This is a genomic window from Alteromonas sp. McT4-15 (assembly GCF_020515205.1).
Taxonomy (GTDB): domain Bacteria; phylum Pseudomonadota; class Gammaproteobacteria; order Enterobacterales; family Alteromonadaceae; genus Alteromonas.
The window spans coordinates 51050-77179 of record NZ_JAJALG010000020.1 but is presented as its reverse complement, the minus strand read 5'-3'; the positions used below and the strand labels follow the sequence as shown (position 1 = coordinate 77179).

27 protein-coding genes are annotated in these 26130 nt (G+C 43.9%); 7 read left to right on the top strand and 20 right to left on the bottom strand.

What is annotated here, in order from left to right; all coding sequences use genetic code 11:
* Positions 1–169: 169 nt before the first annotated feature.
* The 3 genes from LHL20_RS14160 to LHL20_RS14150 all read right to left on the bottom strand — a co-directional run bounded on the left by LHL20_RS14160 (position 170) and on the right by LHL20_RS14150 (position 3565).
* Positions 170–2434, bottom strand: coding sequence for a xanthine dehydrogenase family protein molybdopterin-binding subunit (locus LHL20_RS14160; protein ID WP_226433759.1), 2265 nt, complete (start codon positions 2432–2434; stop codon positions 170–172).
* Positions 2431–2937, bottom strand: a complete 507-nt coding sequence (locus LHL20_RS14155; protein WP_226433758.1) for a (2Fe-2S)-binding protein — start codon at positions 2935–2937, stop codon at positions 2431–2433. Before LHL20_RS14155 ends, LHL20_RS14160 begins: the two co-directional genes overlap by 4 nt.
* Positions 2938–3349: 412 nt before the next feature.
* The gene (locus tag LHL20_RS14150) at positions 3350–3565 is read right to left on the bottom strand and encodes a PGPGW domain-containing protein (RefSeq protein WP_159625820.1); all 216 of its coding nucleotides are present in this window, start codon (positions 3563–3565) and stop codon (positions 3350–3352) included.
* A 487-nt stretch (positions 3566–4052) separates the two neighbouring features.
* On the opposite strand from LHL20_RS14150, the gene LHL20_RS14145 reads away from it, so the two are divergent.
* Positions 4053–4481 (top strand): DUF4826 family protein, encoded by a 429-nt coding sequence (locus LHL20_RS14145; protein WP_226433757.1) that lies wholly within the window; start codon positions 4053–4055, stop codon positions 4479–4481.
* Between the two features lie 17 nt (positions 4482–4498).
* Here LHL20_RS14145 and LHL20_RS14140 read toward each other — a convergent pair whose 3' ends face one another.
* From LHL20_RS14140 to LHL20_RS14110, 7 genes are all read right to left on the bottom strand, one after another.
* Complete coding sequence (locus LHL20_RS14140; RefSeq protein ID WP_226433756.1) at positions 4499–4957, bottom strand: GNAT family N-acetyltransferase; 459 nt, start codon at positions 4955–4957, stop codon at positions 4499–4501.
* Positions 4958–4966: 9 nt separating this feature from the next.
* Positions 4967–6106 carry a JmjC domain-containing protein gene (locus LHL20_RS14135; RefSeq protein WP_226433755.1) on the bottom strand — a complete coding sequence of 380 codons (1140 nt, stop codon included), beginning with the start codon at positions 6104–6106 and terminating at the stop codon, positions 4967–4969.
* A gap of 36 nt (positions 6107–6142) precedes the next feature.
* On the bottom strand, positions 6143–6880 hold the full coding sequence (locus tag LHL20_RS14130) for an adenylate/guanylate cyclase domain-containing protein (protein ID WP_226433754.1): 738 nt from the start codon (positions 6878–6880) through the stop codon (positions 6143–6145).
* Between the two features lie 126 nt (positions 6881–7006).
* On the bottom strand, positions 7007–8374 hold the full coding sequence (purB, locus tag LHL20_RS14125) for an adenylosuccinate lyase (protein ID WP_226433753.1): 1368 nt from the start codon (positions 8372–8374) through the stop codon (positions 7007–7009).
* A 14-nt stretch (positions 8375–8388) separates the two neighbouring features.
* On the bottom strand, positions 8389–9015 hold the full coding sequence (hflD, locus tag LHL20_RS14120) for a high frequency lysogenization protein HflD (protein WP_202261647.1): 627 nt from the start codon (positions 9013–9015) through the stop codon (positions 8389–8391).
* Positions 9015–10142 (bottom strand): tRNA 2-thiouridine(34) synthase MnmA, encoded by a 1128-nt coding sequence (mnmA, locus tag LHL20_RS14115; RefSeq protein ID WP_226433752.1) that lies wholly within the window; start codon positions 10140–10142, stop codon positions 9015–9017. Before mnmA ends, hflD begins: the two co-directional genes overlap by 1 nt.
* 158 nt (positions 10143–10300) lie before the next feature.
* Positions 10301–10843, bottom strand: a complete 543-nt coding sequence (locus LHL20_RS14110; protein WP_202261646.1) for an rRNA large subunit pseudouridine synthase E — start codon at positions 10841–10843, stop codon at positions 10301–10303.
* A 489-nt stretch (positions 10844–11332) separates the two neighbouring features.
* Here LHL20_RS14110 and LHL20_RS14105 point away from each other — a divergent pair, with 489 nt between their 5' ends.
* The gene (locus LHL20_RS14105; RefSeq protein WP_226433751.1) at positions 11333–13552 is read left to right on the top strand and encodes an NADP-dependent isocitrate dehydrogenase; all 2220 of its coding nucleotides are present in this window, start codon (positions 11333–11335) and stop codon (positions 13550–13552) included.
* 419 nt (positions 13553–13971) lie between these two features.
* Here the strand turns inward: LHL20_RS14105 and cspD are convergent, their stop codons facing one another.
* The gene (gene cspD, locus LHL20_RS14100) at positions 13972–14190 is read right to left on the bottom strand and encodes a cold shock domain-containing protein CspD (RefSeq protein ID WP_014949330.1); all 219 of its coding nucleotides are present in this window, start codon (positions 14188–14190) and stop codon (positions 13972–13974) included.
* Positions 14191–14399: 209 nt separating this feature from the next.
* Here cspD and clpS point away from each other — a divergent pair, with 209 nt between their 5' ends.
* Both clpS and clpA read left to right on the top strand, forming a co-directional pair.
* Positions 14400–14720: an ATP-dependent Clp protease adapter ClpS gene (clpS, locus tag LHL20_RS14095; protein WP_014949331.1), complete on the top strand. Its 321-nt coding sequence runs from the start codon at positions 14400–14402 to the stop codon at positions 14718–14720.
* Between the two features lie 24 nt (positions 14721–14744).
* Positions 14745–17021 carry an ATP-dependent Clp protease ATP-binding subunit ClpA gene (gene clpA, locus LHL20_RS14090; RefSeq protein ID WP_226433750.1) on the top strand — a complete coding sequence of 759 codons (2277 nt, stop codon included), beginning with the start codon at positions 14745–14747 and terminating at the stop codon, positions 17019–17021.
* 141 nt (positions 17022–17162) lie between these two features.
* On the opposite strand, the gene infA is transcribed toward clpA, so the two are convergent.
* From infA to trxB, 4 genes are all read right to left on the bottom strand, one after another.
* Entirely contained in the window at positions 17163–17381 is a 219-nt protein-coding gene (gene infA, locus LHL20_RS14085) for a translation initiation factor IF-1 (RefSeq protein ID WP_014949333.1), read from the bottom strand.
* Positions 17382–17514: 133 nt separating this feature from the next.
* The gene (locus tag LHL20_RS14080; protein ID WP_226433749.1) at positions 17515–18228 is read right to left on the bottom strand and encodes an arginyltransferase; all 714 of its coding nucleotides are present in this window, start codon (positions 18226–18228) and stop codon (positions 17515–17517) included.
* A complete protein-coding gene (gene aat / locus LHL20_RS14075; protein ID WP_226433748.1) occupies positions 18225–18971 on the bottom strand; it encodes a leucyl/phenylalanyl-tRNA--protein transferase in 747 nt (248 codons plus the stop codon). The genes LHL20_RS14080 and aat overlap by 4 nt, the downstream gene beginning before the upstream one ends.
* A 44-nt stretch (positions 18972–19015) precedes the next feature.
* Complete coding sequence (gene trxB, locus LHL20_RS14070) at positions 19016–19981, bottom strand: thioredoxin-disulfide reductase (protein WP_159625795.1); 966 nt, start codon at positions 19979–19981, stop codon at positions 19016–19018.
* Between the two features lie 446 nt (positions 19982–20427).
* On the opposite strand from trxB, the gene yfbV reads away from it, so the two are divergent.
* Entirely contained in the window at positions 20428–20877 is a 450-nt protein-coding gene (yfbV, locus tag LHL20_RS14065) for a terminus macrodomain insulation protein YfbV (RefSeq protein WP_226433747.1), read from the top strand.
* Between the two features lie 71 nt (positions 20878–20948).
* Here the strand turns inward: yfbV and LHL20_RS14060 are convergent, their stop codons facing one another.
* The 3 genes from LHL20_RS14060 to LHL20_RS14050 all read right to left on the bottom strand — a co-directional run bounded on the left by LHL20_RS14060 (position 20949) and on the right by LHL20_RS14050 (position 23710).
* The gene (locus LHL20_RS14060) at positions 20949–21401 is read right to left on the bottom strand and encodes a SprT family zinc-dependent metalloprotease (RefSeq protein WP_226433760.1); all 453 of its coding nucleotides are present in this window, start codon (positions 21399–21401) and stop codon (positions 20949–20951) included.
* A 115-nt stretch (positions 21402–21516) separates the two neighbouring features.
* Positions 21517–23382 (bottom strand): signal peptide peptidase SppA, encoded by a 1866-nt coding sequence (gene sppA, locus LHL20_RS14055; RefSeq protein ID WP_226433746.1) that lies wholly within the window; start codon positions 23380–23382, stop codon positions 21517–21519.
* Between the two features lie 130 nt (positions 23383–23512).
* Positions 23513–23710: a hypothetical protein gene (locus LHL20_RS14050; protein WP_226433745.1), complete on the bottom strand. Its 198-nt coding sequence runs from the start codon at positions 23708–23710 to the stop codon at positions 23513–23515.
* Positions 23711–23756: 46 nt separating this feature from the next.
* On the opposite strand from LHL20_RS14050, the gene LHL20_RS14045 reads away from it, so the two are divergent.
* Positions 23757–24368, top strand: coding sequence for an HvfX family Cu-binding RiPP maturation protein (locus LHL20_RS14045; RefSeq protein ID WP_226433744.1), 612 nt, complete (start codon positions 23757–23759; stop codon positions 24366–24368).
* A 156-nt stretch (positions 24369–24524) separates the two neighbouring features.
* Entirely contained in the window at positions 24525–25076 is a 552-nt protein-coding gene (locus LHL20_RS14040; RefSeq protein ID WP_226433743.1) for an NAD(P)H nitroreductase, read from the top strand.
* Between the two features lie 72 nt (positions 25077–25148).
* On the opposite strand, the gene LHL20_RS14035 is transcribed toward LHL20_RS14040, so the two are convergent.
* Positions 25149–25424, bottom strand: a complete 276-nt coding sequence (locus LHL20_RS14035) for a hypothetical protein (protein WP_226433742.1) — start codon at positions 25422–25424, stop codon at positions 25149–25151.
* Positions 25425–25441: 17 nt separating this feature from the next.
* Positions 25442–26020, bottom strand: coding sequence for a DUF6624 domain-containing protein (locus tag LHL20_RS14030; RefSeq protein ID WP_319003234.1), 579 nt, complete (start codon positions 26018–26020; stop codon positions 25442–25444).
* Between the last annotated feature and the right edge of the window lie 110 nt (positions 26021–26130).

The following is a 26130-nucleotide window of genomic DNA, read 5'->3' as shown; positions in this document are numbered from 1 at the left end:
CTCCACGGCGAGAACGCAGCTTCCCCCGAACAGTTAAGAAGAGACCACAGCGATACAGCAGAAAGAAAAATGCCGCTCACCTTAAGTGAACGGCATTAGGCCTTTAAGCCTCCCTTTTCATTTCATTCAACAGCTATTTGCTCTCAATGTGTTAGCACATTGTACACCATTATGCTTTGAGCTGATTGCCAATGGGTAGTTGTCTAATACGCTTACCACATGCGGCAAAAATCGCATTGCATAACGCCGGCGCGTACACCGGGGTGGCGGGCTCACCAACCCCTGCTGGGGGCGCATCGCTTTTAATTATTTCCACATCCACCTCTAGCGGAGAGTCGCTCATTCTTGGCACGCGGTAATTGTGAAAGTTACTTTGTTGAACACGGCCTTTATCAAAGGTTATGCCGTCGCTAATTGCTGTGGTAATACCGTAAACCGAACCACCTTGGGTTTGATTTTTTACCGTGTCAGTATTAACAACGGTTCCTGCATCAATAGCAACCCATGACTTAATGACGTCCAAATCACCCGTTTCAGATACTTCAACTTCAACTACCGTGGCCACATAAGTTAAGAAACTGCGGTGAGCCGCTATCCCTAAACCTCGACCTTTTGGCATACTGCGCCCCCAGTTTGCCATTTTGGCTACCGTCTCAATAGTATTGCGCAAACGTCCAGTATCGAGTGGATACACTGCTTTGTCGCCCCAGTAATTCAAATACTCAGCATTTTGCTCCGTTACATCAATAATGCGATCTGGACCAATGACTTCTAGCAAGTAGTCTTTACTGTCTTTGCCTGCCTTGTGAGCAGCTTCATTAATAAATGACTGAACGGCAAACGCGTGGAAAATATTCGATACCGAGCGCATCCAGCCAATACGCGCCCTGGCTGGCGCTTCTCCGCGCTCTAATTTCATATTGGGTGTTAATATTGGATTGTCCGTAAAGCCTAAATCTAGTTCAAAGCTAAACGGTGCATTAGCACCTTCTTGGAATGTTGAGGCAATGGGAGAAAAGGCTGTTCTGTGGAGATACGCATCAATTTTGCCATCATCACCCAATGCCGCTTCAACATGCTGCGCGGATACTGCGTGATAAAAACCGTGTTGAATATCGTCTTCTCGTGTCCACTGAACGCGAATGGGTGCGCCTGTCTTCATTGAAAGAAAAGCTGCTTCGGCAGAAAAGTCTGGTTTTGATTTTCGTCCAAAAGCGCCGCCTAACATCGTAACGTGAACATTGATGTTGGCTTTATCCATGCCAACCATAGCACCCACTGTTTCCATGTCGGCTTGCGGATTTTGTGTCGCTGCCCATACGTCTACACGGTCGGGGTAGTACATTGCTGTTGCGCAAGGGGGTTCCATTGGCGCCTGTGCCAAATGGGGAACATAATAATCAGCCACCAGCTTATCGGTAGCCTTTGAAAGCGCCGCTATGGCGTCGCCTTTTTCACGCACATGGGCTTGTGGCGCGTTTACCGTAGCAATTAACTGCGCTTTAAATTCTTCGGAATTGTAACTGGCATTTGCGCCATCATCCCAAGTGACATTAAGCGCTTTTCTACCTTGCCACGCAGCCCACGTGTTCTTAGCAATAACTGCAACGCCACCTTTAGGCTGAAACTGCGGAGCACCTTTAGGCGATGGAATTTCTATAACGTCAACAACACCTTTTATGGCCTTTGCCGCAGTTGCGTCAACGCTTTTAACTTTTCCACCTACAACAGGAGGGCGCTCAATAATGGCAATTAGTGCTTTGGGTTCACGAACATCAGCGGCAAATGTGGCTTTTCCAGTTACTATGTCTTTAAGGTCGACGTGGGCCATGCCTGTATTGATGTAACGCCACTCGCTACGGGCTTTGAGCGATAACTCAGCAGCCGGTGGGGGTGTTATGCTCAGTGCGTCTGAAATTAGGTCTTTGTAGTCTAGCGTTTTTCCAGAGCTATGTGTGACAACATGTTGCTTGGCAACGCAAGTGTCGGCATCTACTCCCCAGCGTTTTGCTGCGGCATGTTGCATCATATAGCGCACGCTTGCACCCATTTCTCTTAGGCGTTGCATGTTGAAACGGATACTGCGCGAACCGTCGGTATTCTGATCTCCATAAGCAGGGTCACCTTTGCCTTGGATGACAATAACCTTGTCCCATGCTGCTTCCATTTCATCTGCAACAATTTGTGCAATGGCAGTACGAATTTGTTGTCCCATTTCTGAGCGGTGGCAGGTTATTTCAACCATACCATCAGGACGCAAGGCAACAAACAGGTTTGCTCGCACAGCATTGTCAGATGGCTTAGTTAATACACCCGCCATAGCCCGCGATGTGCTGCCCATAAAGTAAGTGCCCAACACAAGCGCGCCAGCCGCAGCGCTGGACTTTAAAAAGCCACGACGATTCATATCAAAGTAAGCGGTGGTAGTCTTCATACTTCTTCTCCCGCACGTTGTGGAGTGAAGTAGTTAACTCCTGCGTTCGCAGACATAGATTTAGCTGCCGATTTTATCGCTTTATGGATACGCGGATAGGTACCGCAGCGGCAAATATTACCCGACATGTTCTGCACAATTTCTTTGTCGGTTGGGTTTGGATTTGACGCTAGCAGACTTGCGGCTTGCATTATTTGGCCGCATTGACAAAAACCACATTGAGGGACTTTGTGCTCTATCCATGCTTGTTGAACAGGGTGGTCACCGTCTTCGCTTAACCCTTCAATCGTAGTAATGTTTCTGCCTTGAACCGCAGAAACGGGTAATACACAGGAGCGCTGGGCCACACCGTCAATATGCACGGTACATGCGCCGCACTGAGCCATACCGCATCCAAACTTGGGGCCTGTTAAATTGAGTTCGTCGCGCAGGTACCACAATACTGGTGTGGACGAATCACCAGAAAACTCGTGTTTGATGCCATTTACGGTAAACGTGATCATGGTCTTGTCTCCATAGGTAATCGATAGTTCATGACCTACTCAAGCTGCACAACAATATTGTGCGCCATGCGCTAAAGACTACATTTGCCTGTTTTATGCTTGATGCACTCATGGTGCAGGAGCCACTATTATTGTTATTTAAGGCTTCAATTAACTAAAGAGTATTAACCGTTGTTTTAAAAAGCGTATCGCAAAGGTCAACACAGTTTAGCGTTTGTTTACGTTAACACGTGAAACAGCCATGTGCATTGACTTAAGCTTAAATGCTTAACAGTTGCGACGGTTTTTGATTTAACGCTTAGTGCGATGATGATGGAGTATTATTGGTGTGAGTTTATTGTGCTGGAACTAATTCCAATAGAGCTATTATTTGTATTGAAGTGCAGGCCCTGCAATAACAAGGCCTTTGGAATTAGCGTAGTTTTCTCATCAATAAGAAACGGTCTAATTTTCGTGCGCCTGTTGTCATCGTTCGTTGGCTATACTTGAGCCAAGTGCGGGCTCTTGGCCAATCGTAACTAAGCAGAACTAGGCCGCTAATGACCAGTAAGATTGAGCCGGGAAGGAGTGTTAAAACAATACCGCTAACGAGCAAAAGTGCACCTAATGTTAGTCTAATTGTTCGCATTGTTATCTTGCCTCTTATACTGTTGGTACTTGTTAAACGTATTCGATACTACATAGTCAGTGTTATATATCCGATACCATATATTCGATGCTTCAGCGTGTTGGTTTTGGCGTAAACGTCTTTACTTACGAGCACGACTCCCTAAGTATAATGGTTGAATGTTGCGATAAAACCAACTTTTAAAATGTAAAAATTTGTCTATGCATGGTGTTTTCGATGCAATCGTGTTGCAACGAGGTAATAAAGCAAAGTATTCAACCCCGCACTTTTTTAACCATCAGCGTATTGATGAATAATTGTGCATTTGGCGTGTATAATCACCGTCTTTTCTGTTTATCGCTAGATCAGCGCTTCGAAATGAAGTACAAAGACAGTAAGCAAATTAAGCGCAGTTGTATCGATTCTGTTCAAGAATACTGAAAGAAATAGCGCTATCTAAAATATAGAGCGATTGCTCAAATGTATAACTATAAGAAAGAGAGTGAACATGGCAGAACCTCAAAACCAACAAATTAGCGAAGAGCAACGTGCCGAGTGGGTGAGAGAGCAGTTTCAGCGTGCTAACAAACACCTCGCCGAAAATGGCGTTTTATTTGATACTGTTGTGGCCTCTGAAAGTCGCTACCTTGTTCCTTACGTAGCGGTATGGAAAATTAAGGCACAAGATAACAAAAAGTATTGGGTAATGAGCGGCGATTTACCGGCGGACTTTACACAAGAGGGCAATGCGCCAAATGCACGAGAAGCCATTAAGTACTTTTCTATGATGTGGCAAATGAAAGCCGCTAACCTACGCGCAAGTTCTCCTACAGATAAAGCGGCGAATGATCTGGCGTCGATGCTAGAAACCCGTGCTGAAGGCCTTTATCGTATTCAAAGCTACGATGAGTTATGGGCTGCTCAAGAGCAAGTATAGTTCGCTTTTTGTAAGGGTCAGTGAAGTTGTGTTACGTCGGGTAAAGGAAAACGCTCGGCGGAACACTTTAAACGCTGGCGTGGCACGCCAGCGTCCATAAATACTTGTCCGTCTGGGATAAACCCGATGGAACGGTGGTAAGAAACGCTATCTAAGTTACAAATGACTTTTATGATAGGGACATCATTTTGTTTGGCAGCGCTAAGAAGTGCGGCGAATAAGGCGCGGTAGACGGGAAGCGTTCTGTGATTGCGTTTTACTGCAATTCGTCCCAGTTCGCCTTTTTTGGTCAAGCGACCTGTAGCAATGGGTTCATCGTTATCACTTAAAATAAGAATGTGACAAGCAGAATCATCCTGCTCGTCAAACTCGCTGGCCTCAGGCACTCGCCATTCCAAGACGAAAACATGCTCCCTCAGTGCTTTAAGTCGATGTTTATCCTTTTCCCAGTCGACACTTATGACCGTGAACGCCATAGGCTATAACTATTCCTCAAACCATTCCCAATAACCGTTATTTATGAGTGTAGTCAAGGTTTCTAAAAATGTAAAAGAGGGGGCTTCTTCGCAAACGGTAGCGTTCAACACGTCACCGCTTGCAAGCGCTTCAAACCACTCTCGATCTGCACTGGAAAAGTCAAACTGCGTACCATTTACAAATAATGCCTTTGGCATACCTTGCTTACCATAACTCACCAATGCCCTTACTCCGGCAGCAGGCACAAAGCTAATGCCGGCAGCAAACTCATTAGATACTTGTTCAAGAGATACTTCTGGCTCTAGCGGATATTCGGGTATACCTTGCTCGCTCATTGCTTCTAGCAAGCTTCTCGTAAAGCCTTCGCTGTTAATTGCTTCAATGAGTTGTAGCTTTAGCGCAGCCACATCGTGAGGTGACACAACGAAAGGTGCTGATTGCGTTGCTCGATTTGGATCAGAAAAGCGAATGTTATGCTCACCTTTGTCTAACATCATCGCTAAGCTTTCTGCGAGTTGAAGGTTATCAGGTGCGCGATAGCCTACAGAATAGGTCAAACTGTCTTCAATGGTTTGTCCGTCATGAGGCCAGCCTGTTGGTATATAAACGACATCGCCTGGCTCAACAACAACATCGATAATAGGATCGAAACCCTCAATTTGGCGCAATTTAGGATGAGGAAACACTTCTTCATAATTGCCGGGCTTACCCACGCGCCAGCGTCGCTTACCCTTACCTTGTACTAAAAATACATCGTATTGATCAATATGGGCACCAACGCCAGCGCCTTCTGTCGCATAGCTCACCATTAAATCGTCTAGTCGCCAGTGAGGAATAAAAGAAAAGGGCGTAAGAATTGGCGCTACGTCTTGTATGTATTTATCAACGCCTTGTACCAGAAGCGTCCATTTCCCTTTGCATAGGCGCTCAAAGTCATCTATCGGACCCTGTTCTACGTGCCAGTTCCCACTAATGTTATTCACAATACGAGAATCAACATCGGCTTCTTGGGCTAAACCTGCTAGGTCATTTTCATCGATCGGATCTTCAAACGCCTCAAAGAATCGTTTTAGTACTACAGGCTTTTGTTGCCAGTACTCTGCAAGAAAACGCTCTGCGTTGAAATGGTCAAGGTAGTATTCGTTCATGTAGTCTCAAAGGTGGGCTCGATAAGCGATGTATTATCAGTGATACACGCGGTATTTTCCAGTCATGCAAGGTCTACATGTAGTGGTTGAGTCATTGGAGGCTTTACCTAAAATGTTTTTTATATCAATGTTTGAGGGAGAGGGGGCTTTAACGTGTTGGTAGCAGTAGGCTGTTACTGTGCCAATCTTGGTGTTTAGCGGGGTTTCATTAAGCTCAGCAGATTGAACGCAGGGTAGCGATGCCATCGCGCGCTTATCTAAAGCCGTTGAATTTACTTGTGTATGCCGCTCTAACATAGCGGCACGATTAACCGTATTTCCCCATATGTCTATAGCGCCTGCATTAAGCAAACTTTCACTCAGTAATACATTGCCTTGGGCGATGCCTATTCTTAAACCGCAATTTAGATTGGTTAAATGTATGTGCTCGCTTGAAATGGATTGCATTGATTTTGCAAATAATAGCGCGCGTTCACTTCCTTTTTGCTTTTGCTCAATTCCTGTCTGTGTAATGAACGGACCTTCAGCGTACGAGTTTAAGCAAAGCCCAATGAACTGATCACCGTTGGTCTTAACTGGGTGAACATGGTAGAAACGAGCAATGCGTTCAAATTTTGAAAATAAGGTCGTGACAATAGCAAACGTACTTTCGTCGCCATAGCGTAAATTAAGCCCCTGAAAACCTGATATATCGCAAAAGATGACGACGGCATTACTGAGGTGAAAATAGCGTTTGTGTGACTGCTCGGTATTCCTTTTTTCTTGCCATACCATAACCCATTTCCTTTTGCGTTAAATCCATCATTTGTTCTTCACCTGTTCTGGTGCAACACCTTCTGCACATATAAAAAAAACGCGGCTCAATGACCGCGTTTTCAATGTACTAATATTACGTTGGCTTTATAACTGATCTACCAGCCTAATTGCATCGCCAATATAGCTTGCTGGTGTAAGCGCTTTAAGTTCTATCTTTGCCGCTTCAGGCATATCAAGATTATCGATAAACTCAGCGACGATTTCTGCGTTTACTTTTTTACCACGCGTCAATTCTTTCAGCTTTTCGTATGGCTTTTCAATTCCATAACGACGCATAACGGTTTGGATTGGCTCTGCAAGTAGCTCCCAGTTGTTATCTAACTCGTCTAGAAGGCTCTTTTCATTAACTTCAAGCTTGCTAATACCTTTTAAAGTAGCTTGATACGCGATTACCGCATAACCAACACCTACGCCTAAATTGCGCAGTACAGTTGAATCGGTAAGGTCACGCTGCCAGCGAGAAACCGGTAGTTTTGCCGCAAGGTGGTCAAATATGGCATTAGCCAGACCCAAGTTGCCTTCAGAGTTTTCAAAGTCAATCGGGTTAACCTTGTGTGGCATGGTTGAAGAACCAATTTCGCCAGCAACGGTTTTTTGCTTGAAGTGACCAAGCGCAATATAACCCCATACATCGCGATCAAAGTCGATAAGAATGGTGTTGAAGCGCGCGATGGCGTCAAACATTTCAGCAATATAATCGTGCGGCTCAATTTGTGTGGTAAACGGGTTCCACGTTAGGCCTAATGAAGTGACAAAACGCTCTGAAACGCCGTGCCAGTCAATATCTTTGTAAGCAGATAGATGGGCATTATAGTTACCGACTGCACCGTTAATTTTACCTAGTAGTTCAACGTTAGCAATTTGACTGCGCTGACGCTTAAGGCGAATAGCCACGTTAGCCATTTCTTTACCCATTGTGGTAGGCGAAGCTGGTTGGCCGTGGGTACGGGCCATCATAGGCACGTTTTGATAACGCTTTGCAAGTTCAATCAATGCGTCAATCAGCTTATCACAGTAGGGTAGAATTACTGTCTCACGTGCTTCGCGAAGCATTAATCCGTGTGAAAGGTTGTTAATATCTTCAGACGTACATGCGAAATGAATAAATTCGTTTACCGCTGACAGTTCGCTGTTATCAGCTACTTTTTCTTTAAGGAAATATTCTACGGCTTTAACGTCGTGGTTAGTTGTACGCTCAATTTCTTTGATGCGCATTGCATCGTCGACGCTGAACTCACTTACAATGCTGTCTAATAGCGCATTTGAGGTATCAGAAAAGGCAGGAACTTCTTCAATTTGTGGGTTAGTAGAGAGCATTTGTAACCAACGTACTTCTACTTCTACACGGTATTTAAGTAAGCCGTACTCGCTGAAAATGCTACGTAATTCTACGCTCTTGCCAGCATATCGACCATCGACAGGGGAAATTGCAGTTAACTGACTCAGTTCCACCTTAAAGCTCCTCACTAGTTTATTAATCGTAGCGCCTTAACGGCACTGTTTAGAATGTGTTTGCGTTTAAAAAGAATATTTCTTCGTTTGCCGCCCATTTGACGCCACATCACCGCCGCTCTTACGCCAGCTAAAAGTATAGCGCGTACTTTGTGTTGCGTTGCGGGTTGGCTGAGATAGTCAGGGTTACCTGCTACCTGAATGCGAGGGGCAAGAGGACTAATAATGTCGCTGTAAATACTTGCAAGAGATGACACTATTTGTGGGTTTTGAAAATCGATGTGGGCGAGTTGGCGTTGTACATGCGAGATGCGTTCAGCGAGTTCTTGCATGGCCTTTGGCTTTTTCGCTAATTTTCGTTCTAACCCCAATATGCTTGCGACATACCGAGTAAGCTCGGTATCTTTTGTTGCTTGCTTGTCAGATAGTTGCGTGGCAAGGGTAGTGTACCCAAGTTTAAGATTATCCAGTTTACCAAAGACTTGCTGAGGTGTTTCAGGGTCGGTTACCAGAATGCTCGACAGGCTTGCTTCTATTGCTTCGTTATCTGCACTACCTCGGCGCGCAAGCTGCTGAACTAAAGCTGCAGCTTGGCATACACCAGCAAGTGCTAAATTGTTTTCAATGTCTGCGTCTAACATTAACGGATATAGCTCTCTATGATACCGCCACCTAGGCAAACTTCATCTGCATAAAATACTGCAGATTGCCCTGGGGTTACTGCTTTTTGAGGCTCGTCGAAAATCACTTCGATTGTGTCTTCGCCAGTTGGCGAAATAGTACACGGAATATCAGCCTGACGGTAACGGGTTTTAACAACGGCACGCATTGGTTCAGTAATGGTTTGTCTGTCGACCCAATGCAGTTGTTTTGCCACCAAGCCTTTTGAGTATAAGCGGGGGTGGTTAGCACCTTGACCTACGATAAGTACATTTCGCGCAACGTCTTTATCGACCACATACCATGGCTCGTCACCATATTTAGCAAGACCACCAATGTGCAATCCTTTACGTTGTCCTAGCGTATGGTACATAAGGCCTTCGTGTTGACCAATTTCTTCGCCTTCCGCTGTTTCAATTACTCCCGGCTGAGCAGGAAGATAACGGGCTAAAAAGTCTTTAAACTTACGTTCACCGATAAAACAGATACCTGTTGAGTCTTTCTTATCGTGGGTGATTAGATCTTGCTCTTCAGCAATTTTACGTACTAGAGGTTTTTCGATATCACCCACGGGGAATAGCGTTTTAGCAACATGCTCTTCACCCAGCGTATACAAGAAATAGCTTTGGTCTTTGTTGTTATCTAAACCACGTAACATTTGCCATTTGCCATCTACTTCACGACGACGTACATAGTGACCCGTCGCAATGTAGTCAGCGCCTAAATCTTCGGCAGCAAATTCTAAAAATGCCTTAAATTTAATTTCTTTATTACACATGATATCTGGGTTTGGCGTGCGTCCGGCTTTATACTCTTCTAAGAAGTATTCGAACACGTTGTCCCAGTATTCTGCGGCAAAATTAATAGTGTGTAGCTCGATACCAAGCTTGTCGGCAACGGCTTGAGCATCTTTTAAATCTTCCGCAGCAGCACAGTATTCATCATTGTCGTCTTCTTCCCAGTTTTTCATGAAAAGACCTTCAACCTGGTAACCCTGTTGTTGTAACAGATAGGCTGAAACAGACGAATCGACGCCGCCGGACATACCGACGATTACTTTCTTGCTTGCGTTAGAATCAATATCACTCACTACGTATTGCACACTCATTAAATTAAAAGGAATTGAGAAGTAAGGGCCAAACTAGCATTTTCAAGTCACAAAAAAGCCTACTAACGATTAACGTTTTAAGTGTTTTGGCTAGCGCCCGTTTTGAGGTCGCGGATTTTAACAGATTACGCAGGGTAATTCACATGTTATCTCTTTACTTAAAAAGAAATGTATTTTCCATTTTCAATTCCGTCGATCGTCCAGTTTCCTACGCGGTAGCGAATTAAACGCAAAGTGGGATAGCCCACATGCGCGGTCATCCTGCGTACCTGCCTATTTCGACCTTCGCTTATTGTGATGGAAAGCCAGCTTGTAGGAATTGACTGTCGAAATCTTACTGGGGGATTGCGCTCCCAAACGGCGGGTTCGTCCATGCGTTTAACTTTGGCTGGGCGGGTCATACCGTCTTTGAGTTCAACACCATTTCTTAGGGCGTTTATTGCCGCATCATCAGCAATGCCCTCGACTTGAACCCAGTAAGTCTTGCTCGTTTTCGCTTTCGGGTGGGCCAACTTGTGCTGAAGTTTACCGTCATTAGTTAAAACCAACAGGCCCTCAGAATCTCTGTCTAACCGTCCAGCAGCATATACATCAGGCACATCAATGTAGTCTTTCAACGTTTCTCTGCCGTCTGCATCGGTGAACTGAGAGAGCACTTGAAAAGGCTTATTAAACAAAATTACTGTGGAAGGTGAAGCCATTTAAATTACCGAATATTAACCAAGAACGTACCTATTTTAACATGCACTCATGAGTTTTTGCGCACAGAAATCTGACGGCTTGCAGAAGTCGCAAAATGCAGAGTTTGTCGATAAATTCGGTGATCTTATATGTTAAGACAATGGTATGACTTGTAACTGAAACTTTCGACCCTATACTAATGGACGCAGTCGATACTATAAGGCTGAGCATTCGTACGTTTATTAAGCAGTTATCGGTAGGGAACCACGTTTCACGCGCCAGAATTGGCACACATGAGACGTGAAGCAGCGATAGAATGGAGCGTAGTAAAGTACGACGACGAAAACAGCAAGTGGCTAGGTACTGAGGGTTTAAACACCAAAGGTATTTAGTGGAAAGCATCAATTACGTATCGCAATGACTATGGGCGCAATATAAATATATTGCGAGTTGTTGCGACCCAATGGACTAAAAACGGTAGTACGCTGCCGACAAAATTGAGGTATATAATGACCAAGTCTAAGATCATCTACACGAAGACTGATGAAGCGCCAATGCTGGCGACTTATTCATTGCTTCCTATTATCCAGAAGTTTGCTGCGGCCGCAGATATTGACGTTGAACTGAGCGATATCTCGCTAGCTGCACGTGTATTGGCAAATTTCCCTGAGTATCTTTCTGAAGAACAAAGAGTGCCAGACGCGCTAGCTGAACTGGGTGAGATGACCCAAGACCCAAATGCTAACATCATCAAGCTTCCAAACATCAGTGCCTCAATTCCACAGCTTCGTGCAACAATTAAAGAACTAAACGCCAAAGGCTTTAACGTTCCAGCGTTCCCTGATTCACCTAAAACAGCTGAAGAAGAAGACATTCGCGAGCGCTACGGTAAAGTATTGGGTAGTGCGGTAAATCCTGTACTGCGTGAAGGTAACTCAGACCGTCGTGCACCGACAGCGGTTAAGAACTATGCCCGTAAGCACCCGCATTCAATGGGTGAGTGGTCTCAAGCGTCTCGTTCGCACGTAGCGCACATGCGCGGTGGCGACTTTTACTCTGGCGAGAAATCAGTGACCGTCGAAAAAGACGGCCACGTTAGCATTGAGTTTACAGGCAAAGATGGAAGCAAGAAAACGCTTAAGCCTCGCGTAGATCTGCTTGCTGGCGAAGTTATCGACGGCATGTTCATGAGCAAAAAAGCGCTTTGCGAATTCTTCGAAGAGCAAATCGAAGATGCGAAGAACACAGGCGTTCTATTCTCATTACACGTAAAAGCGACCATGATGAAGGTGTCTCACCCAATCGTATTCGGTCACTGCGTAAAAGTATTCTATAAAGACCTATTCAACAAATGGGGTGACCTGTTTGAAGAGCTTGGTGTTAATCCAAACAATGGTCTTGGCAGCGTTTACGACAAAATCGCAAGTCTGCCTGAAAGTCAGCGTTCTGAAATTCAAAAAGATATCAACGCATGTTATGCAGACCGTCCGCCAATTGCGATGGTTAACTCTGACAAAGGTATCTCTAACCTTCATGTACCAAGTGACGTAATTGTTGATGCATCTATGCCTGCAATGATTCGTAACTCTGGTCAGATGTGGGGTCCAGATGGTAAGGCGCACGATACTAAAGCAGTAATTCCTGAAAGTACGTATGCAACCATTTATCAAGAAGTTATCAACTTCTGTAAAACACACGGTGCGTTTGACCCAACCACTATGGGTACGGTACCTAACGTTGGTCTAATGGCGCAAAAAGCAGAAGAGTACGGCTCGCACGACAAAACGTTTGAACTAGAAGCAGACGGTACAGTGTCAATTGTTGACCAAGACGGCAATGTACTTATTTCTCACGATGTTGAAGAAGGTGATATCTGGCGTATGTGTCAGGTAAAAGATGCACCTATTCAAGATTGGGTTAAGCTAGCAGTAACGCGTTCACGCCAATCTGGCATGCCGGCAGTATTCTGGCTAGACGATGAACGTGCTCACGATGCGCAACTTATCAAGAAAGTTGAAAAATACCTTCAAGACCACGATACAAATGGCCTAGACATTCAAATTATGTCTCCTGTTCGCGCTATTCGTTACAGCATGGAACGTGCAATTCGCGGTCTAGATACTATTTCAGTAACCGGTAACGTACTTCGCGACTACCTGACTGACTTGTTCCCAATTCTAGAGCTTGGTACGAGCGCTAAAATGCTGTCAATTGTTCCATTGATGGCGGGCGGCGGACTTTATGAGACAGGCGCAGGCGGAAGTGCTCCTAAGCACGTTCAGCAATTTGTTGAGGAAGGTCACCTGCGTTGGGATTCACTTGGTGAATTCCTTGCACTAGCGGTATCGCTTGAAGATGTTGCTATTAAACACAGCAATACAAAAGCAAAAGTGATTGCTACAGCGCTTGATAAAGCTACAGAAAAACTGCTTAACAACGGTAAATCGCCGCTTCGTAAAGCGGGTCAGCTAGATAACCGTGGTAGCCACGTTTACCTAGGTTTATACTGGGCAGAAGAAGTGGCGAACCAAACAGAAGATGCTGAGCTAGCAGCGCAGTTCAAGCCTATGTATGATGAGTTATCAGCGAAGGTTGATGACATCTTGGCTGAGATTGATGCAACACAAGGTAGTGCGCAAGAAATTGGCGGTTACTACTACCCAGATGAAGACAAGCTTTTTGCTACTATGTCTCCAAGCAAGACATTAAAAGCTATTCTTGAAGCTTAATAGCTACTGAGTTCATGACTAACGTAATGTAGTCATGCTCACTGCAAAGTATTGCAGAAAAACTATGAAAACCCTGCGGTTAAAAACCGCAGGGTTTTTTATTTCCAACAAAAACCTTTGATAACTTATATGAAAATATACGCACACGTCATTTAAACGTACTGTAATTGCAGTAAACGCTTTATCTGATTTTACTTATATTGGTTGACTTGCGTACTTTTTTTGAGCGACGTTAGGTAGCAATCATCAAACGAGTGCAATTAAATTTAATTTAATAACTACCAAAATGAACATCGAAGTAGATAATGCTGATAGGGAAATTTAGAGCAAACAGAACCTGTGGCACTTAAAAACGCCATAAATAGGGTGACAGAAAAGCAAAAGCCCGGCTTAGAAAGCCAGGCCTTTAAAATTCTTTCTTAACGCTCAGGTTCTTCTTTGAAGCCAATGTTCTCAGCGTGCAGCCCTTTAGGGCCCTGCTGTACTTCGAACGTTACTTCCTGACCTGCTTTCAACGAACGATAACCTTCCATTTGAATCGTTGAGTAATGAGCAAAAATATCTTCACCACCGTCCTCTGGTACGATAAACCCAAAACCTTTCGCGTTGTTAAACCATTTAACTTTGCCAACCGCCATACTTCGACTTCCTCTTAATCCTTGAACTCACACGTATATGCCCCCATTATAGATCCAGAGACACAGTGGCCAGACCGTTTATGAAATTTCATACTCAAGGCCACTATCAAAATGTAGATTTTTTAACCATATTATGTCAAGGACAAATGTGAATAAATTTATTCAAAAGTTTGTACACATATCTGTCATGAAACCACTATTATTAAGTTATGAGTAAAGACAACGCTATTAGTATCGAAAAGGAAAAACAGAAAGACGCGCAGCGACAAAAGCCGCAGCCGCCTCCCATGTATAAAGTGTTGTTGAACAATGACGACTATACACCAATGGATTTTGTCATTGAGGTACTCATGCAGTTTTTCAATATGGACGCTGAGAAAGCCAACCAACTTATGCTGACCGTTCATTATCAAGGAAAAGCCGTGTGCGGCATTTTCACTGCTGAGATAGCAGAGACGAAAGTAATGCAGGTAAATCAATATGCACGCAAGCATCAGCACCCGCTGATGTGTACGATGGAGCAGGCATAAGGTATTTTGTAGAGGGCGAGCAATATGTTAAATAAAGAATTAGAACAAACGCTAAATAGCGCGTTTGTATTTGCCAGAGAGCACCGTCATGAGTTTATGACGGTTGAGCACTTGTTGTTGGCACTGCTTGATAACTCAGCTGCTCGTGATGCACTCAAAGCTTGTGGTGCGGATATAGAAGCAATTAAAAGTGAGCTTCTCTCTTTCGTGAAAGATACCACGCCACTGATTCTAGATGACCAGATTAACGAGCGTGAAACACAGCCAACGTTAGGCTTTCAGCGCGTACTTCAGCGTGCTGTATTCCATGTACAGTCGTCAGGCAAAGATGAAGTCACTGGTGCTAACGTACTTGTTGCTATCTTTAGTGAGCAAGAATCGCAAGCGGTATACATTCTCAAAAAAGCGGATGTTACTCGTTTGGATGTTGTTAACTTTATTAGCCACGGTGTAAGTAAAGCCGACGATGATGAACCTGTAAATCCAGAAGCCTCTGAAGAGGGCGAAGCTGGCGAAGAAAGTGGTTCAGCGCTTAGTAAATACGCCACTGACCTTAATCGACATGCTAAAGATGGAAAAATTGATCCGCTTATTGGCAGAGATTCTGAAGTGGAGCGCACTATCCAAATCTTATGTCGCCGACGGAAAAATAACCCGCTATTGGTGGGTGAGGCCGGTGTGGGTAAAACGGCTATCGCCGAAGGGTTAGCGTATCGTATCGTCAATGACGATGTGCCAGAAGTTATTGCAGAAAGTACAGTGTACTCACTGGACTTGGGCGGTCTGTTAGCAGGTACAAAATACCGCGGTGACTTTGAGAAACGTCTTAAAGCTATCTTGAAAGAATTGGGCAAAGACAAAAACGCTATTTTGTTTATTGATGAAATCCATACCATTATTGGTGCTGGTGCCGCATCGGGCGGTGTAATGGATGCATCGAACTTGCTTAAGCCGAAACTTTCTAGTGGCGAATTGCGCTGTATTGGTTCAACGACTTATCAAGAGTATCAAGGTATATTTGAGAAAGATCGCGCACTCGCTCGTCGCTTCCAAAAAGTCGACGTTACTGAGCCAAGTGTTAGCGATACGACGAAAATTTTGTTAGGGCTAAAAAGTCGCTACGAAGAGCACCATAATGTGCGTTTCACACAAAAGGCAATTCAGGCTGCTGCTGAGTTGTCAGCTAAGTACATCAATGAGCGTCACCTCCCTGATAAAGCAATAGATGTTATGGATGAAGCGGGTGCTAGTCAGCGCTTGTTGCCGCCGTCAAAGCGCAAGAAGACAATTGGAGTAGGCGATATTGAGCAAATCATAGCTAAAATGGCGAGAATTCCAGAGAAGTCTGTATCGGCGTCTGACAAAGAAGTACTCAAGAATCTAGGGCGCAACCTTAAAATGGTGGTATTTGGCCAAGACAAGGCCATAGAGACCCTTAACGATGCAATCTTATTGTCTCGCTCTGGTCTTGGTACAGAAACTAAGCCTATAGGTAGCTTCTTATTTGCAGGTCCAACGGGTGTGGGTAAAACCGAGGTCACACAGCAACTCGCTAAAATCATGGGCGTGGAGCTCGTTCGCTTTGATATGTCTGAGTACATGGAGCGTCATGCGGTGAGCCGCTTAATAGGTGCGCCTCCTGGCTACGTAGGATTTGATCAAGGTGGTTTGTTGACGGATGCAGTTATTAAAAACCCGTATTCTGTGGTGCTCTTAGACGAAATTGAAAAAGCGCATAGCGATATTTACAATATTCTTCTTCAAGTTATGGACCATGGTACGTTAACCGACAATAACGGCCGAAAAGTGGACTTCAGAAACGTAGTGCTTGTCATGACTACCAATGCTGGTGTTCAGGAAACCGTACGCAAGTCTATTGGCTTTAAACAGCAAGACCATAGTCATGATGCTATGAGCGAGATCAACAAGGTATTCACGCCTGAATTTAGAAATCGCCTCGACGGGATCATTTGGTTTAACCACCTTGACTCAGAGGTCATCCTGCAGGTTGTTGATAAGTTCATTATTGAGCTTCAGGCGCAGTTAGATGCTAAAGGCGTGTCGTTTGAAGTAAGCAGTGCAGCAAGAGCTTACCTTGCTGAAAAGGGCTACGACAAAGCGATGGGCGCAAGACCTATGGCGCGTCTAATTAAAGATGAGCTTAAGAAGGAACTGGCCAACGAGTTATTGTTTGGTGAACTGGTGAAAGGCGGAAACGTTAAAGTTGATTGTGTAGAAGACAAACTGACGTTTGAATACGCAGGTGTGGATGCTACTTCAGAAGAACCTGAGCCGAGTTAATCGCCACAGTAATACAAATTACAAAATAATGTATAAAAGGGGCTAGCGTTTGCTAGCCCCTTTTTTGTGCATAGTGAAATGCACAAAAAAGCCCGGTAATAGACCGGGCTTTTAACAATGCGTTACCGCTTCAATGGCTCATTATCTTGCGCGATAAACGATACGACCTTTGGTCAAATCGTAAGGAGTCATCTCAACGGTGACCTTATCGCCAGTAAGAATTCGGATATAGTTCTTACGCATTTTACCAGAGATGTGCGCAGTCACTACGTGACCGTTTTCTAGTTCAACGCGGAACATAGTGTTAGGTAGTGTGTCTAACACAGTACCTTCCATTTCAATACAATCTTCTTTTGCCATGTAAAGCAGTTACCTCAGTAATTCAAAATTTTTGCCGCGCAGACCTTACCCAATCTTGGGTTCAGTGTAAAGTAATTAATGTATTTTCAGCTAAATAGTTTAGAAAAGCACACTAATCCGCGCTTGGTCAGGATTATGGGTTTGTTGTTGAAATAAGCTGCCATTGATTATCAACAAATTGCTCAAATGGCAGAAACTTGTGTTTGTACGACATTTTTTGGCAACCTTCCACGTAATATCCTAGATAAAGATACTGATGCCCCAACAATTGCGCCTGTTCAATTTGCTGCAATATCATCCAGGTACCTAACGAATGTCGCTCGTAATCAGGGTCGAAAAATGTGTACAGTGCCGATAATGCCAGTAGTTGATTGTTTTCGTCGATAACGTCGGTCACAGCAACGGCAATAAGCTTGTCTCCATCATACGCTTCTAGAAAGTGCGTCTTCATCCAATCACACAACACGAAATTGTCGAACTGTTCCTGCGAAGGAGGATACATACTCCCGTCAGCGTGACGCTCGGTGATATAGCGTTCATACAGCGGATAATATGATGCTGCTGGTGTGTTGGCAAACTTAACCGAAAATGGCTTGTTGCTTTTCAGTATGCGCTTTTGACTGCGAGAGGGGGTAAATGCATCTACTGGAATTCGCACTGATTTACATGCTTTGCAGCTAGGGCAATGTGGCCGGTAAATTTGTTCACCGCTGCGTCTAAACCCCGCTTGAATAAGTTGAGCATAACGCCACGCTTGAAAATCATTGTTTTCAGCATACACAAGTAATTGTTCTTGCTCTTCAGGCAAGTAACTACACGTAAATGAATGTGTAATACCGAACTTCATGGCGTAATAACCTTTGGTTGCCACCTTGCTAGGTAATTAGGCAATAGTGCGCCTTCTTCATTTAAAGTGTGGTTGTTCTTCTGCAGTTTTTCAACAAACTGACCCCGCGAAACGCTTTTTGCACCCAAAGACATCAAATGCTCCGTTGGCAACTGACAATCTATAAATGCCATGTTCTGCTGTTTCATATGTTCAACTAAGGCTAGCATGGCCAACTTAGACGTATTGCTCTTAGTATGGAACATTGACTCACCACAAAAGACTTTGCCTATTCCTACGCCATATAAACCGCCGACTAGATCATCGCCATCCCATACTTCTACAGAATGCGCTAAACCCAAAGTGTGTAAATGCTTATACGCATCCATCATATCCTCTGTAATCCACGTGTCGGTTGATAATCCATCGTTATTAGGGCTTTTGCGTGGAATCGACGAGCACGCTTCAATCACTTCTTCGAAAGCATGATTGAGCGTCACAGGATATTGTTGCTTACGAGCCAGTTTTCGCAGACTCTTACTAGCAATGAAATCATCCAAGTCAATGATTGCCCTTGGGTCGGGCGACCACCACAAAAGTGGTTCATCATCGCTAAACCAAGGAAATATGCCTTGAGAGTATGCTGAAAACAAACGAGGGGGACTAAGGTCCGCACCAAACGCTAGCAAGCCACTTGGATCGCTCAAAGCAGTGTCTACAGGAGGGAAGGGAGCACCTTCTTCAATATAATGTAAAGCGATCATAAGTCGGTAGGGGCCCTGCAAACTACAGGGCCAAATTACAGTTTTTAGCCTTGTTCTGGCATAAATCCATCAAGGAATTTTTCTGCGTCAAGCGCGGCCATACAGCCCGTTCCCGCAGATGTTATTGCTTGGCGGTAAATGTGATCACTCACGTCACCAGCGGCAAATACGCCCTCTACACTGGTTTGCGTTGCATTACCATTTGTACCGCTGTTAACCACGATATAACCGTCTTTCATTTCTAGCTGACCATCGAAAATGTCGGTGTTCGGCTTGTGACCAATCGCAATGAAAAGACCCATTACATCAAGTTCTTCAGTGGCATCGCTGTTTGTGTCTTTAATGCGGATCTTGGTTACGCCCATTTCATCACCAAGTACTTCGTCAAGTGTGCGATTTAGGTGTAAAACAACGTTACCGTTCTCAGCTTTGTCACGAAGACGCTGCTCAAGAATTTTCTCACTTCTAAAGCTATCTCTTCTGTGGATCACATGAACTTCAGAGGCAATGTTTGATAAATAAAGCGCTTCTTCTACCGCTGTATTCCCACCGCCCACAACGGCTACTTTTTGATTGCGATAGAAGAATCCATCACACGTTGCACATGCAGACACACCTTTGCCCATGAACGCTTGCTCTGACTCCATACCAAGGTATTTCGCCGAAGCACCTGTTGCGATGATAAGCGCATCACACGTATACGTACCACTGTCACCGTACAAGGTGAATGGACGTTTGGTTAGGTCAGTTTTGTTGATGTGGTCAAAAATGATTTCGGTATCAAATTTTTCGGCGTGCTTTTGCATACGCACCATTAGGTCTGGACCAGTAAGTCCTTCCGGGTCGCCTGGCCAGTTCTCCACTTCAGTAGTGGTAGTAAGCTGTCCGCCTTGTTGAATACCAGTTAGAAGTACAGGTTCTAAGTTAGCGCGTGCCGCGTAAACTGCAGCTGAATAACCCGCGGGGCCTGAACCCAAGATAAGTAGACGGACGTGTCTGCTTTCTGCCATTTTCGTCTCCAAATAATTCACCCAAGCGGGCTACTTTATTAAATCTCTTAGAACGCTAGGTAAGGGCAATCATGATTAAATCAACCTTATCACTGCGTTTCTTTTTGTTGTTATACATTAAAGGCAGCTATGATGCCTTTTAGCGATGAAAATGTCACTCAAAGAGTAGCGCCTCTTTTAGAGCAAGTTAGTCTTTGATGTATGCTTTTTTGCTAAAACAATTACCATTGACCTTATTTTTGCGACGAACAAACGGCGTAAAATGATACGCTCACCAATGAAATTAAACTTCTGTTAGGTTTCTGTGTCTTAAGATAAGTAGGCGTATAAAACCCACAAACAGTCTTGTATTAGCCCAAAAGACGATTACAATTTGACTTAGGAATGGTGATAATAAATTACGCATTCTTTTTGGTTATGCATGATTTTAGGCGCAGAGGTGAAGCATGTCTCAATCGGTGATCACGTTGTTAAAAGATGGACAGCAATACATGAAGACATGGCCTGTAAAGAAGGAGCTATACGCTTACTTCCCTGAGTGTCGAGTGATTGCAGCAACCAAGTTTGCCATTAAAACCATGCCGCCGGTTGCCATTGTGTCCTGTGCGTTACTATTGCAAAATCTTGGTGTGGAGTATTTGCCGCAGACAATCGCGATTGGTGCGTTTTTTCTAAGTCTTCCCATGCAAGGATTGTTGTGGCTTGGACACCGTTCCGACCAGTATCTACCGCCCCAGCTTAAAAGTTGGTATCAGGATATTCATTCCAAAATGCGATCTCAGGGATGTAATGTTGCATCAATTAAGTCTAAGCCAAAGTATAAAGAGCTGGCTCACCTACTAAAAACGGCGTTTAACGACTTAGACAGTGTATTCACTAAACACTGGTTCAACTAAAGCGCTCAACAAACACCAATATAGTTAATTGTGTGTCGCTTTAAATGCGCGTTTATCGAGCGCTAGTGCTCTTACGTACGCTCAAGTATACCGTTACACTTCTTACAGCGATACTGAGCCCCCTTAAGAATCTTATTATGCCGTCTAATAGTAAGTGCGTAGTTATCGCATAAGCAGTGGTAATTTACTGTATTGGTGGTGTTTCCTATATCAAAACTATGCGTCGTATTTGGCATGCACCCGAAAACCTGCTTCATGATAGCTTGCCACTCGATGCCGTGAGGTTTAACTTTTCCATATAATTGCCAAGTTAATAGATGGCTAACTTCGTGAGGAACGACATCTTGCAAAAAAGCGCTGGTATTGTCTTTGTATAGTATTGGGTGAAAGTTAATTCTGTTTTGTTGTAAAAACGCGGTACCTGCGTTCTTTCCAGAGCGTCGATAGCTAATCGATGGGCGAGGGAAGTGTTTGTCGAAGAATCGTTCTGCACGCTCGTAACAAACAAAAACAGCGTCTTGTATAACTTGACGCTGCTCTGGTGATAAATCATGTGTTGCGATGTTTTCTTACTCTACAGATTAGGCCATTGGGTAACCGCTAGCTAATAGACGCGTAGCGGTTACCCTTTTTAAGGCGCTATTTTACATCGCAAGGTAAGCAAAGCACATAGGTACCTTTCGGATCGTTCAATTTGGTCACTGTACTTACTTCATTGAGAACGCGTTTTAGTTCATTGACCAACGCCGTGTCTGTATTTGCAAATTGCCATTTACCGACTACTGCCATTGCTTGTCCGAAAAATTCTTTCCAGAATATTTCCTGAGCAGAAAGAGTACGCTGTACATAGAAAGTATCGAAGTTTTCAAGTTCAGCCATTTCCGCAGCGGCGGTAACGGCATCATCTAAAGTGCCTAGTTGATCGACAAGTCCTAAGTCAATGGCATCACTACCAATCCATACGCGGCCTTGTGCTACCTTATCAACCTCTTCAACAGACATATTACGTGCGTTTGATACCAGTGATAAGAAATTGCCATAGGTGTTCTCGACATTGCGCTGAAGTATTTGACCAAACTCTGGCGCAAGGGGGCGGGCCGCAGAAAAACCAGTAAGTTCTGTAGAGCCTACGCCATCACTGTGAATACCTAAGTAATCCAGTGAATTTTCGTAAGTCATAAACATGCCAAATACACCAATAGAACCGGTAATAGTACTAGGGCTAGCGATAATGCGATCGGCACTTGCTGCAATCCAATAACCACCTGATGCTGCGTAGGTGCTCATTGAAGCAATAACCGGTTTGCCAGCACGCTGAAGTTCAAGTACTTCCTGACGTATAATCTCAGAAGCAAACGCGCTGCCTCCCGGCGAATCGATTTGTAGTACGACAGCCTTAACATTGTCGTCAAAACGCGCTTTTCGCAATAACTTTGCAGTACTGTCACCACCTACCGTGCCCGCTTTTTGGTTACCATCTAAAATAGTACCTTTGGCGACGACAATCGCGACTTTATCGATATCGTTGTTAACCACTGGCATCGGTGGGTTGACCACCTTCAAGTACGTGTTGAAAGCGGTGTAGTTAATACCAAGTTGATTTTCATCCTTGCCAACTAACTCAACAAGTTCTTGGCGCACTTCTTCACGGGTTTTAAGTGCATCTACCCAGTTGTATTCAAGCGCGTATTGAGCAAAGTCACCGCCAGCCGCTTCGAATTTATCCAACAAGCCTTGTAGCGTTTCGTCAAAGTTAGCTTCGTCGATACCACGAGCTTTTGCAACGTCTGCTTTATACTGTGCCCAGTAGCCATCTAGCCACTGCTTTTCGGCACGCTTAGCGTCTTCTGACATGTCGTTACGTATTATTGGCTCTACTGCCGACTTATAAGTTCCTACACGGAAAATGTGTGTAGTAACCTTGAGTTTTTCCAGCATATCTTTGAAATACATGCCATAACGACCGTAGCCTTCAAACATTAGACCACCCATAGGATTCAAATAGATATGGTCGGCATGGGCAGCAAGATAGTATTGGTCCTGAGAAAAGTAATCACCAATTGCATACACTGGTTTCTCAGACGTTTTAAATTCATCGATAGCGTTGGCAACAGTACGCAATTTATCTAAACCACCGCCACGAAGGCCCTGAAGGTCAAGCACTAACGCTTTAATACGGCGGTCTTTCTGTGCATTTTCTAGTACTTTTACTACATCGCGTACCAGTACTTCCGGATTTTCAGGTTGGTCACCCAACGACTCTTGAATGAATTGCTCGAAAGGGTCAACGCTTTCTTTTTCAATTACCAATTGGCCATTGAGTGTTAGAAATAGCGCGCTGTTTGATTTCACGGTGAGTTGATCACCATCTTGGCTAGTAATGGCGATGATAAGACCAACAAAAATAACCAAAAAGATGATGTTAAAAAACAGTTTGCGGGTAAAGTTTAGCACCGTCCACAAGCCAATAAACAAGGATTTCGTCCAACTTCCTTTGGCTGCCATAAATCACTACCTTTTCTAAATTTAATCAATGAACTCTTGCTGCTTTAGCGCAACGCGTTCAGCGTATAAACGTATATAAGCCTATTATGTTACCGAAAACGAGTAAGATCGCGAATTTAATTGTAACTTTTTATTTGGCGCTATCACTTTTCTCATTTTCATCCTCGATCCATTTGGCGATGAGTTGTGCAATACGTTTGTGGTCGTTTTCGCTTAGCGTTAACAATAGGTTACCTGACGTTTTTTTATACCCCGTTTTTTTGTGACCTTTTTGCATTATTCGCAAAAACGGTGAATGGTTATCGTTTTGAGATGAAAGATTTTTCATAAACCACCGTTCTTTTAAAGTATAAATACCGATAAGGATAACAATAATGATAGGCCTATATACACGAGTAGTTAAAAGTTTACGACACGCCGATGGTATACCACTGCTTTTGTTGCGACTTTATTTAGCACCAGTAATGATTCAAGCGGGTTGGAATAAAGCATCAAGCTTTGAAAGTATTGTAGAGTGGTTCGGCAATGAGGACTATGGTTTGGGCCTGCCTTTTCCAATGGTGTTAGCATTTTTGGCCACAGCCGCTGAACTCGTAGGTGGTGTGCTAATTCTATTTGGTGTATTAACACGACTAGTCTCTATCCCTTTAATGATAACGATGGTTGTTGCCATGGTGAGTGTGCATGCAGAAAACGGCTGGTTAGCAATTGCTGATGCGTCGTCGTGGCTTGCTGACGGTACCATTCTTCACAGCGAAAGTATTTTATCTGCACCCGAAAAACTCGCGGCGGCCAAGTCATTGCTTCAAGAATACGGAAATTATGACTGGCTGACTTCCAGTGGTAACTTTGTAGTGCTAAATAACGGGATTGAGTTTGCTGCAACCTATTTTGTCATGCTGCTTGTTTTGTTTTTCTACGGTGGCGGTAGGTACGTTAGTGTCGATTACTTTTTTACACCATCTAAGAGCGAACGCTTTGAATAGATAAACCTTGATAAAGACCGGAAATTTCTGGTCTTTTTTATTGTGCAGTCGTAGGATCATTACAGCTAGCGCGTGTAAACCTTTGCGGTACATCCTTAACGCAAAGCTCAACATTCGCGAATTTAAATTACACTATTTTACAGCTGGAGGTTGCACGTGGATGCATTAACCCTACTACTTAACAGAAGCTCTCAGCCCAGATTGTCAGCACCAGCACCAAGCGGTGATGAACTTGAAAATATTATGCAGGCAGCGCTTAGAGCGCCTGATCATGCGTGTTTAACGCCGTGGCGATTTATTGTCTGTGAAGGAAAAGGGTTAGACAAGTTAGGTGCGCTCTACGAGCAATCTGCTATTGAAAACGGAAAGTCACAAAAAGAAATTGATAGGGCTGTTCAGTTACCTCATCGTGCACCTATGGTGATAGTGGCTATTGCTAAGTATCACGAGCATGAAAAAGTACCGCGCGTCGAGCAGATTGCATCGGCAAGTTGCAGCATAATGGCAATGCAAATGGCAGCCGTAGCACAAGGTTTTAATGGCATGTGGCGCACAGGTAGCTACGCGCAATGCGATACCGTAAAGAACGGTTTTGGTTTGGCTGAAGACGATGAAATAGTTGGTTTTTTATATCTAGGTACGCCAGCATTTAAGCCTGCCCCTAAGCCACAACGAAATACACAAGACTATTTTGAATATTGGCGTTGAGTTTTTTTACATGTAGTTTGAGTTACAAAGTGCGCTGCTCTTACGCGGCGTGTTTTTTACTGTCACGTTTTATTAAGAAATTTTCTTAAATCGACTCGGCATAATGGCGTAAATGACCGAACATATTGTTATTACAATGAACGAATGAATAATGAGGCCTACTGAATTTAGCGGGTCAGGCTGACATTGTGTTTTAAGGACAGAGCAGAAAAGAAACTCCACGGTAAACGTAGACATGACAGTTAATCCGACTATCGCTAAGTAGCTGAACAACTCTCTTAATTTTAGGGTCACGATGACTAATAAAATGACTATTACTGGCACACCCATAATTAATAATGTTTGCATCTTCTTTCCTTAGCTTGTTATTTCACCGGCATTCCATAGGCTTTTGATATTAACTTTTTATATTCTTCCAATGAAGGTAGCCCAACTTCGGCTCTTCTACTGTCTACGTTATCAATATCGTAAATTGGGTCAAACACTAACTCACCATCTTCAATATTTAACTGAGTGCCATACACTTGTTGTTTATCTTGATGAACCAAAACTCGGTCTGTTAAAAGCGCAAGCTCTTGACCTGAAATGCCTTCACCATTTAAGTATGAACGTTTTAACACAGGGAGCATTTCTTCTTGAAAAGCATAATCAGGCGAGTGTTGAACAATCAAAAAAGCAGCGTTAACGCCATCTTTGCCTACTGATTTTTCATTTACCCATGAGTGCTTTTTAACGATAGCTTTTAGTCTTGCGGTGTTTTTGCTGTCAACTGAGCGCATCTTTTCGAATAGCTCAAAAGGTGCATTTTCCAACCCTATGCGAGTTATCTCGTTCCTCACTGTTTGATCTGCTCTGGCCATGGATTGAAGTTCTTTTTGCAATGGAACATTCGATGCGCCTAAACAATTAAATGAGAAAAAAAGAGTGAGAAGAAAGATACGCATTGCTAAAGTCCTTTTTTAGTACGTCGTTAATCGGTCGGCTACACAATGCACAAAAGAAAGAAGAAAGGGAAACTTCGTTTAGTCGCATAATCAAAAAGCGAGGTATTGGC

Coding starts and splice junctions, on each gene's coding strand:
- LHL20_RS14160 (WP_226433759.1), bottom strand. CDS start 2,434: ATGAAGACTACCACCGCTTACTTTGATATGAATCGTCGTGGCTTTTTA.
- LHL20_RS14140 (WP_226433756.1), bottom strand. CDS start 4,957: ATGGCGTTCACGGTCATAAGTGTCGACTGGGAAAAGGATAAACATCGA.
- sppA (WP_226433746.1), bottom strand. CDS start 23,382: ATGGCAGCCAAAGGAAGTTGGACGAAATCCTTGTTTATTGGCTTGTGG.
- LHL20_RS14130 (WP_226433754.1), bottom strand. CDS start 6,880: ATGGTATGGCAAGAAAAAAGGAATACCGAGCAGTCACACAAACGCTAT.
- trxB (WP_159625795.1), bottom strand. CDS start 19,981: ATGGCAGAAAGCAGACACGTCCGTCTACTTATCTTGGGTTCAGGCCCC.
- mnmA (WP_226433752.1), bottom strand. CDS start 10,142: ATGAGTGTGCAATACGTAGTGAGTGATATTGATTCTAACGCAAGCAAG.
- clpA (WP_226433750.1), top strand. CDS start 14,745: ATGTTAAATAAAGAATTAGAACAAACGCTAAATAGCGCGTTTGTATTT.
- cspD (WP_014949330.1), bottom strand. CDS start 14,190: ATGGCGGTTGGCAAAGTTAAATGGTTTAACAACGCGAAAGGTTTTGGG.
- infA (WP_014949333.1), bottom strand. CDS start 17,381: ATGGCAAAAGAAGATTGTATTGAAATGGAAGGTACTGTGTTAGACACA.
- LHL20_RS14155 (WP_226433758.1), bottom strand. CDS start 2,937: ATGATCACGTTTACCGTAAATGGCATCAAACACGAGTTTTCTGGTGAT.
- LHL20_RS14035 (WP_226433742.1), bottom strand. CDS start 25,424: ATGCAAACATTATTAATTATGGGTGTGCCAGTAATAGTCATTTTATTA.
- hflD (WP_202261647.1), bottom strand. CDS start 9,015: ATGTTAGACGCAGACATTGAAAACAATTTAGCACTTGCTGGTGTATGC.
- LHL20_RS14080 (WP_226433749.1), bottom strand. CDS start 18,228: ATGAAGTTCGGTATTACACATTCATTTACGTGTAGTTACTTGCCTGAA.
- aat (WP_226433748.1), bottom strand. CDS start 18,971: ATGATCGCTTTACATTATATTGAAGAAGGTGCTCCCTTCCCTCCTGTA.
- LHL20_RS14135 (WP_226433755.1), bottom strand. CDS start 6,106: ATGAACGAATACTACCTTGACCATTTCAACGCAGAGCGTTTTCTTGCA.
- LHL20_RS14150 (WP_159625820.1), bottom strand. CDS start 3,565: ATGCGAACAATTAGACTAACATTAGGTGCACTTTTGCTCGTTAGCGGT.
- LHL20_RS14110 (WP_202261646.1), bottom strand. CDS start 10,843: ATGGCTTCACCTTCCACAGTAATTTTGTTTAATAAGCCTTTTCAAGTG.
- LHL20_RS14050 (WP_226433745.1), bottom strand. CDS start 23,710: ATGAAAAATCTTTCATCTCAAAACGATAACCATTCACCGTTTTTGCGA.
- clpS (WP_014949331.1), top strand. CDS start 14,400: ATGAGTAAAGACAACGCTATTAGTATCGAAAAGGAAAAACAGAAAGAC.
- LHL20_RS14145 (WP_226433757.1), top strand. CDS start 4,053: ATGGCAGAACCTCAAAACCAACAAATTAGCGAAGAGCAACGTGCCGAG.
- LHL20_RS14105 (WP_226433751.1), top strand. CDS start 11,333: ATGACCAAGTCTAAGATCATCTACACGAAGACTGATGAAGCGCCAATG.
- LHL20_RS14030 (WP_319003234.1), bottom strand. CDS start 26,020: ATGCGTATCTTTCTTCTCACTCTTTTTTTCTCATTTAATTGTTTAGGC.
- LHL20_RS14045 (WP_226433744.1), top strand. CDS start 23,757: ATGATAGGCCTATATACACGAGTAGTTAAAAGTTTACGACACGCCGAT.
- yfbV (WP_226433747.1), top strand. CDS start 20,428: ATGTCTCAATCGGTGATCACGTTGTTAAAAGATGGACAGCAATACATG.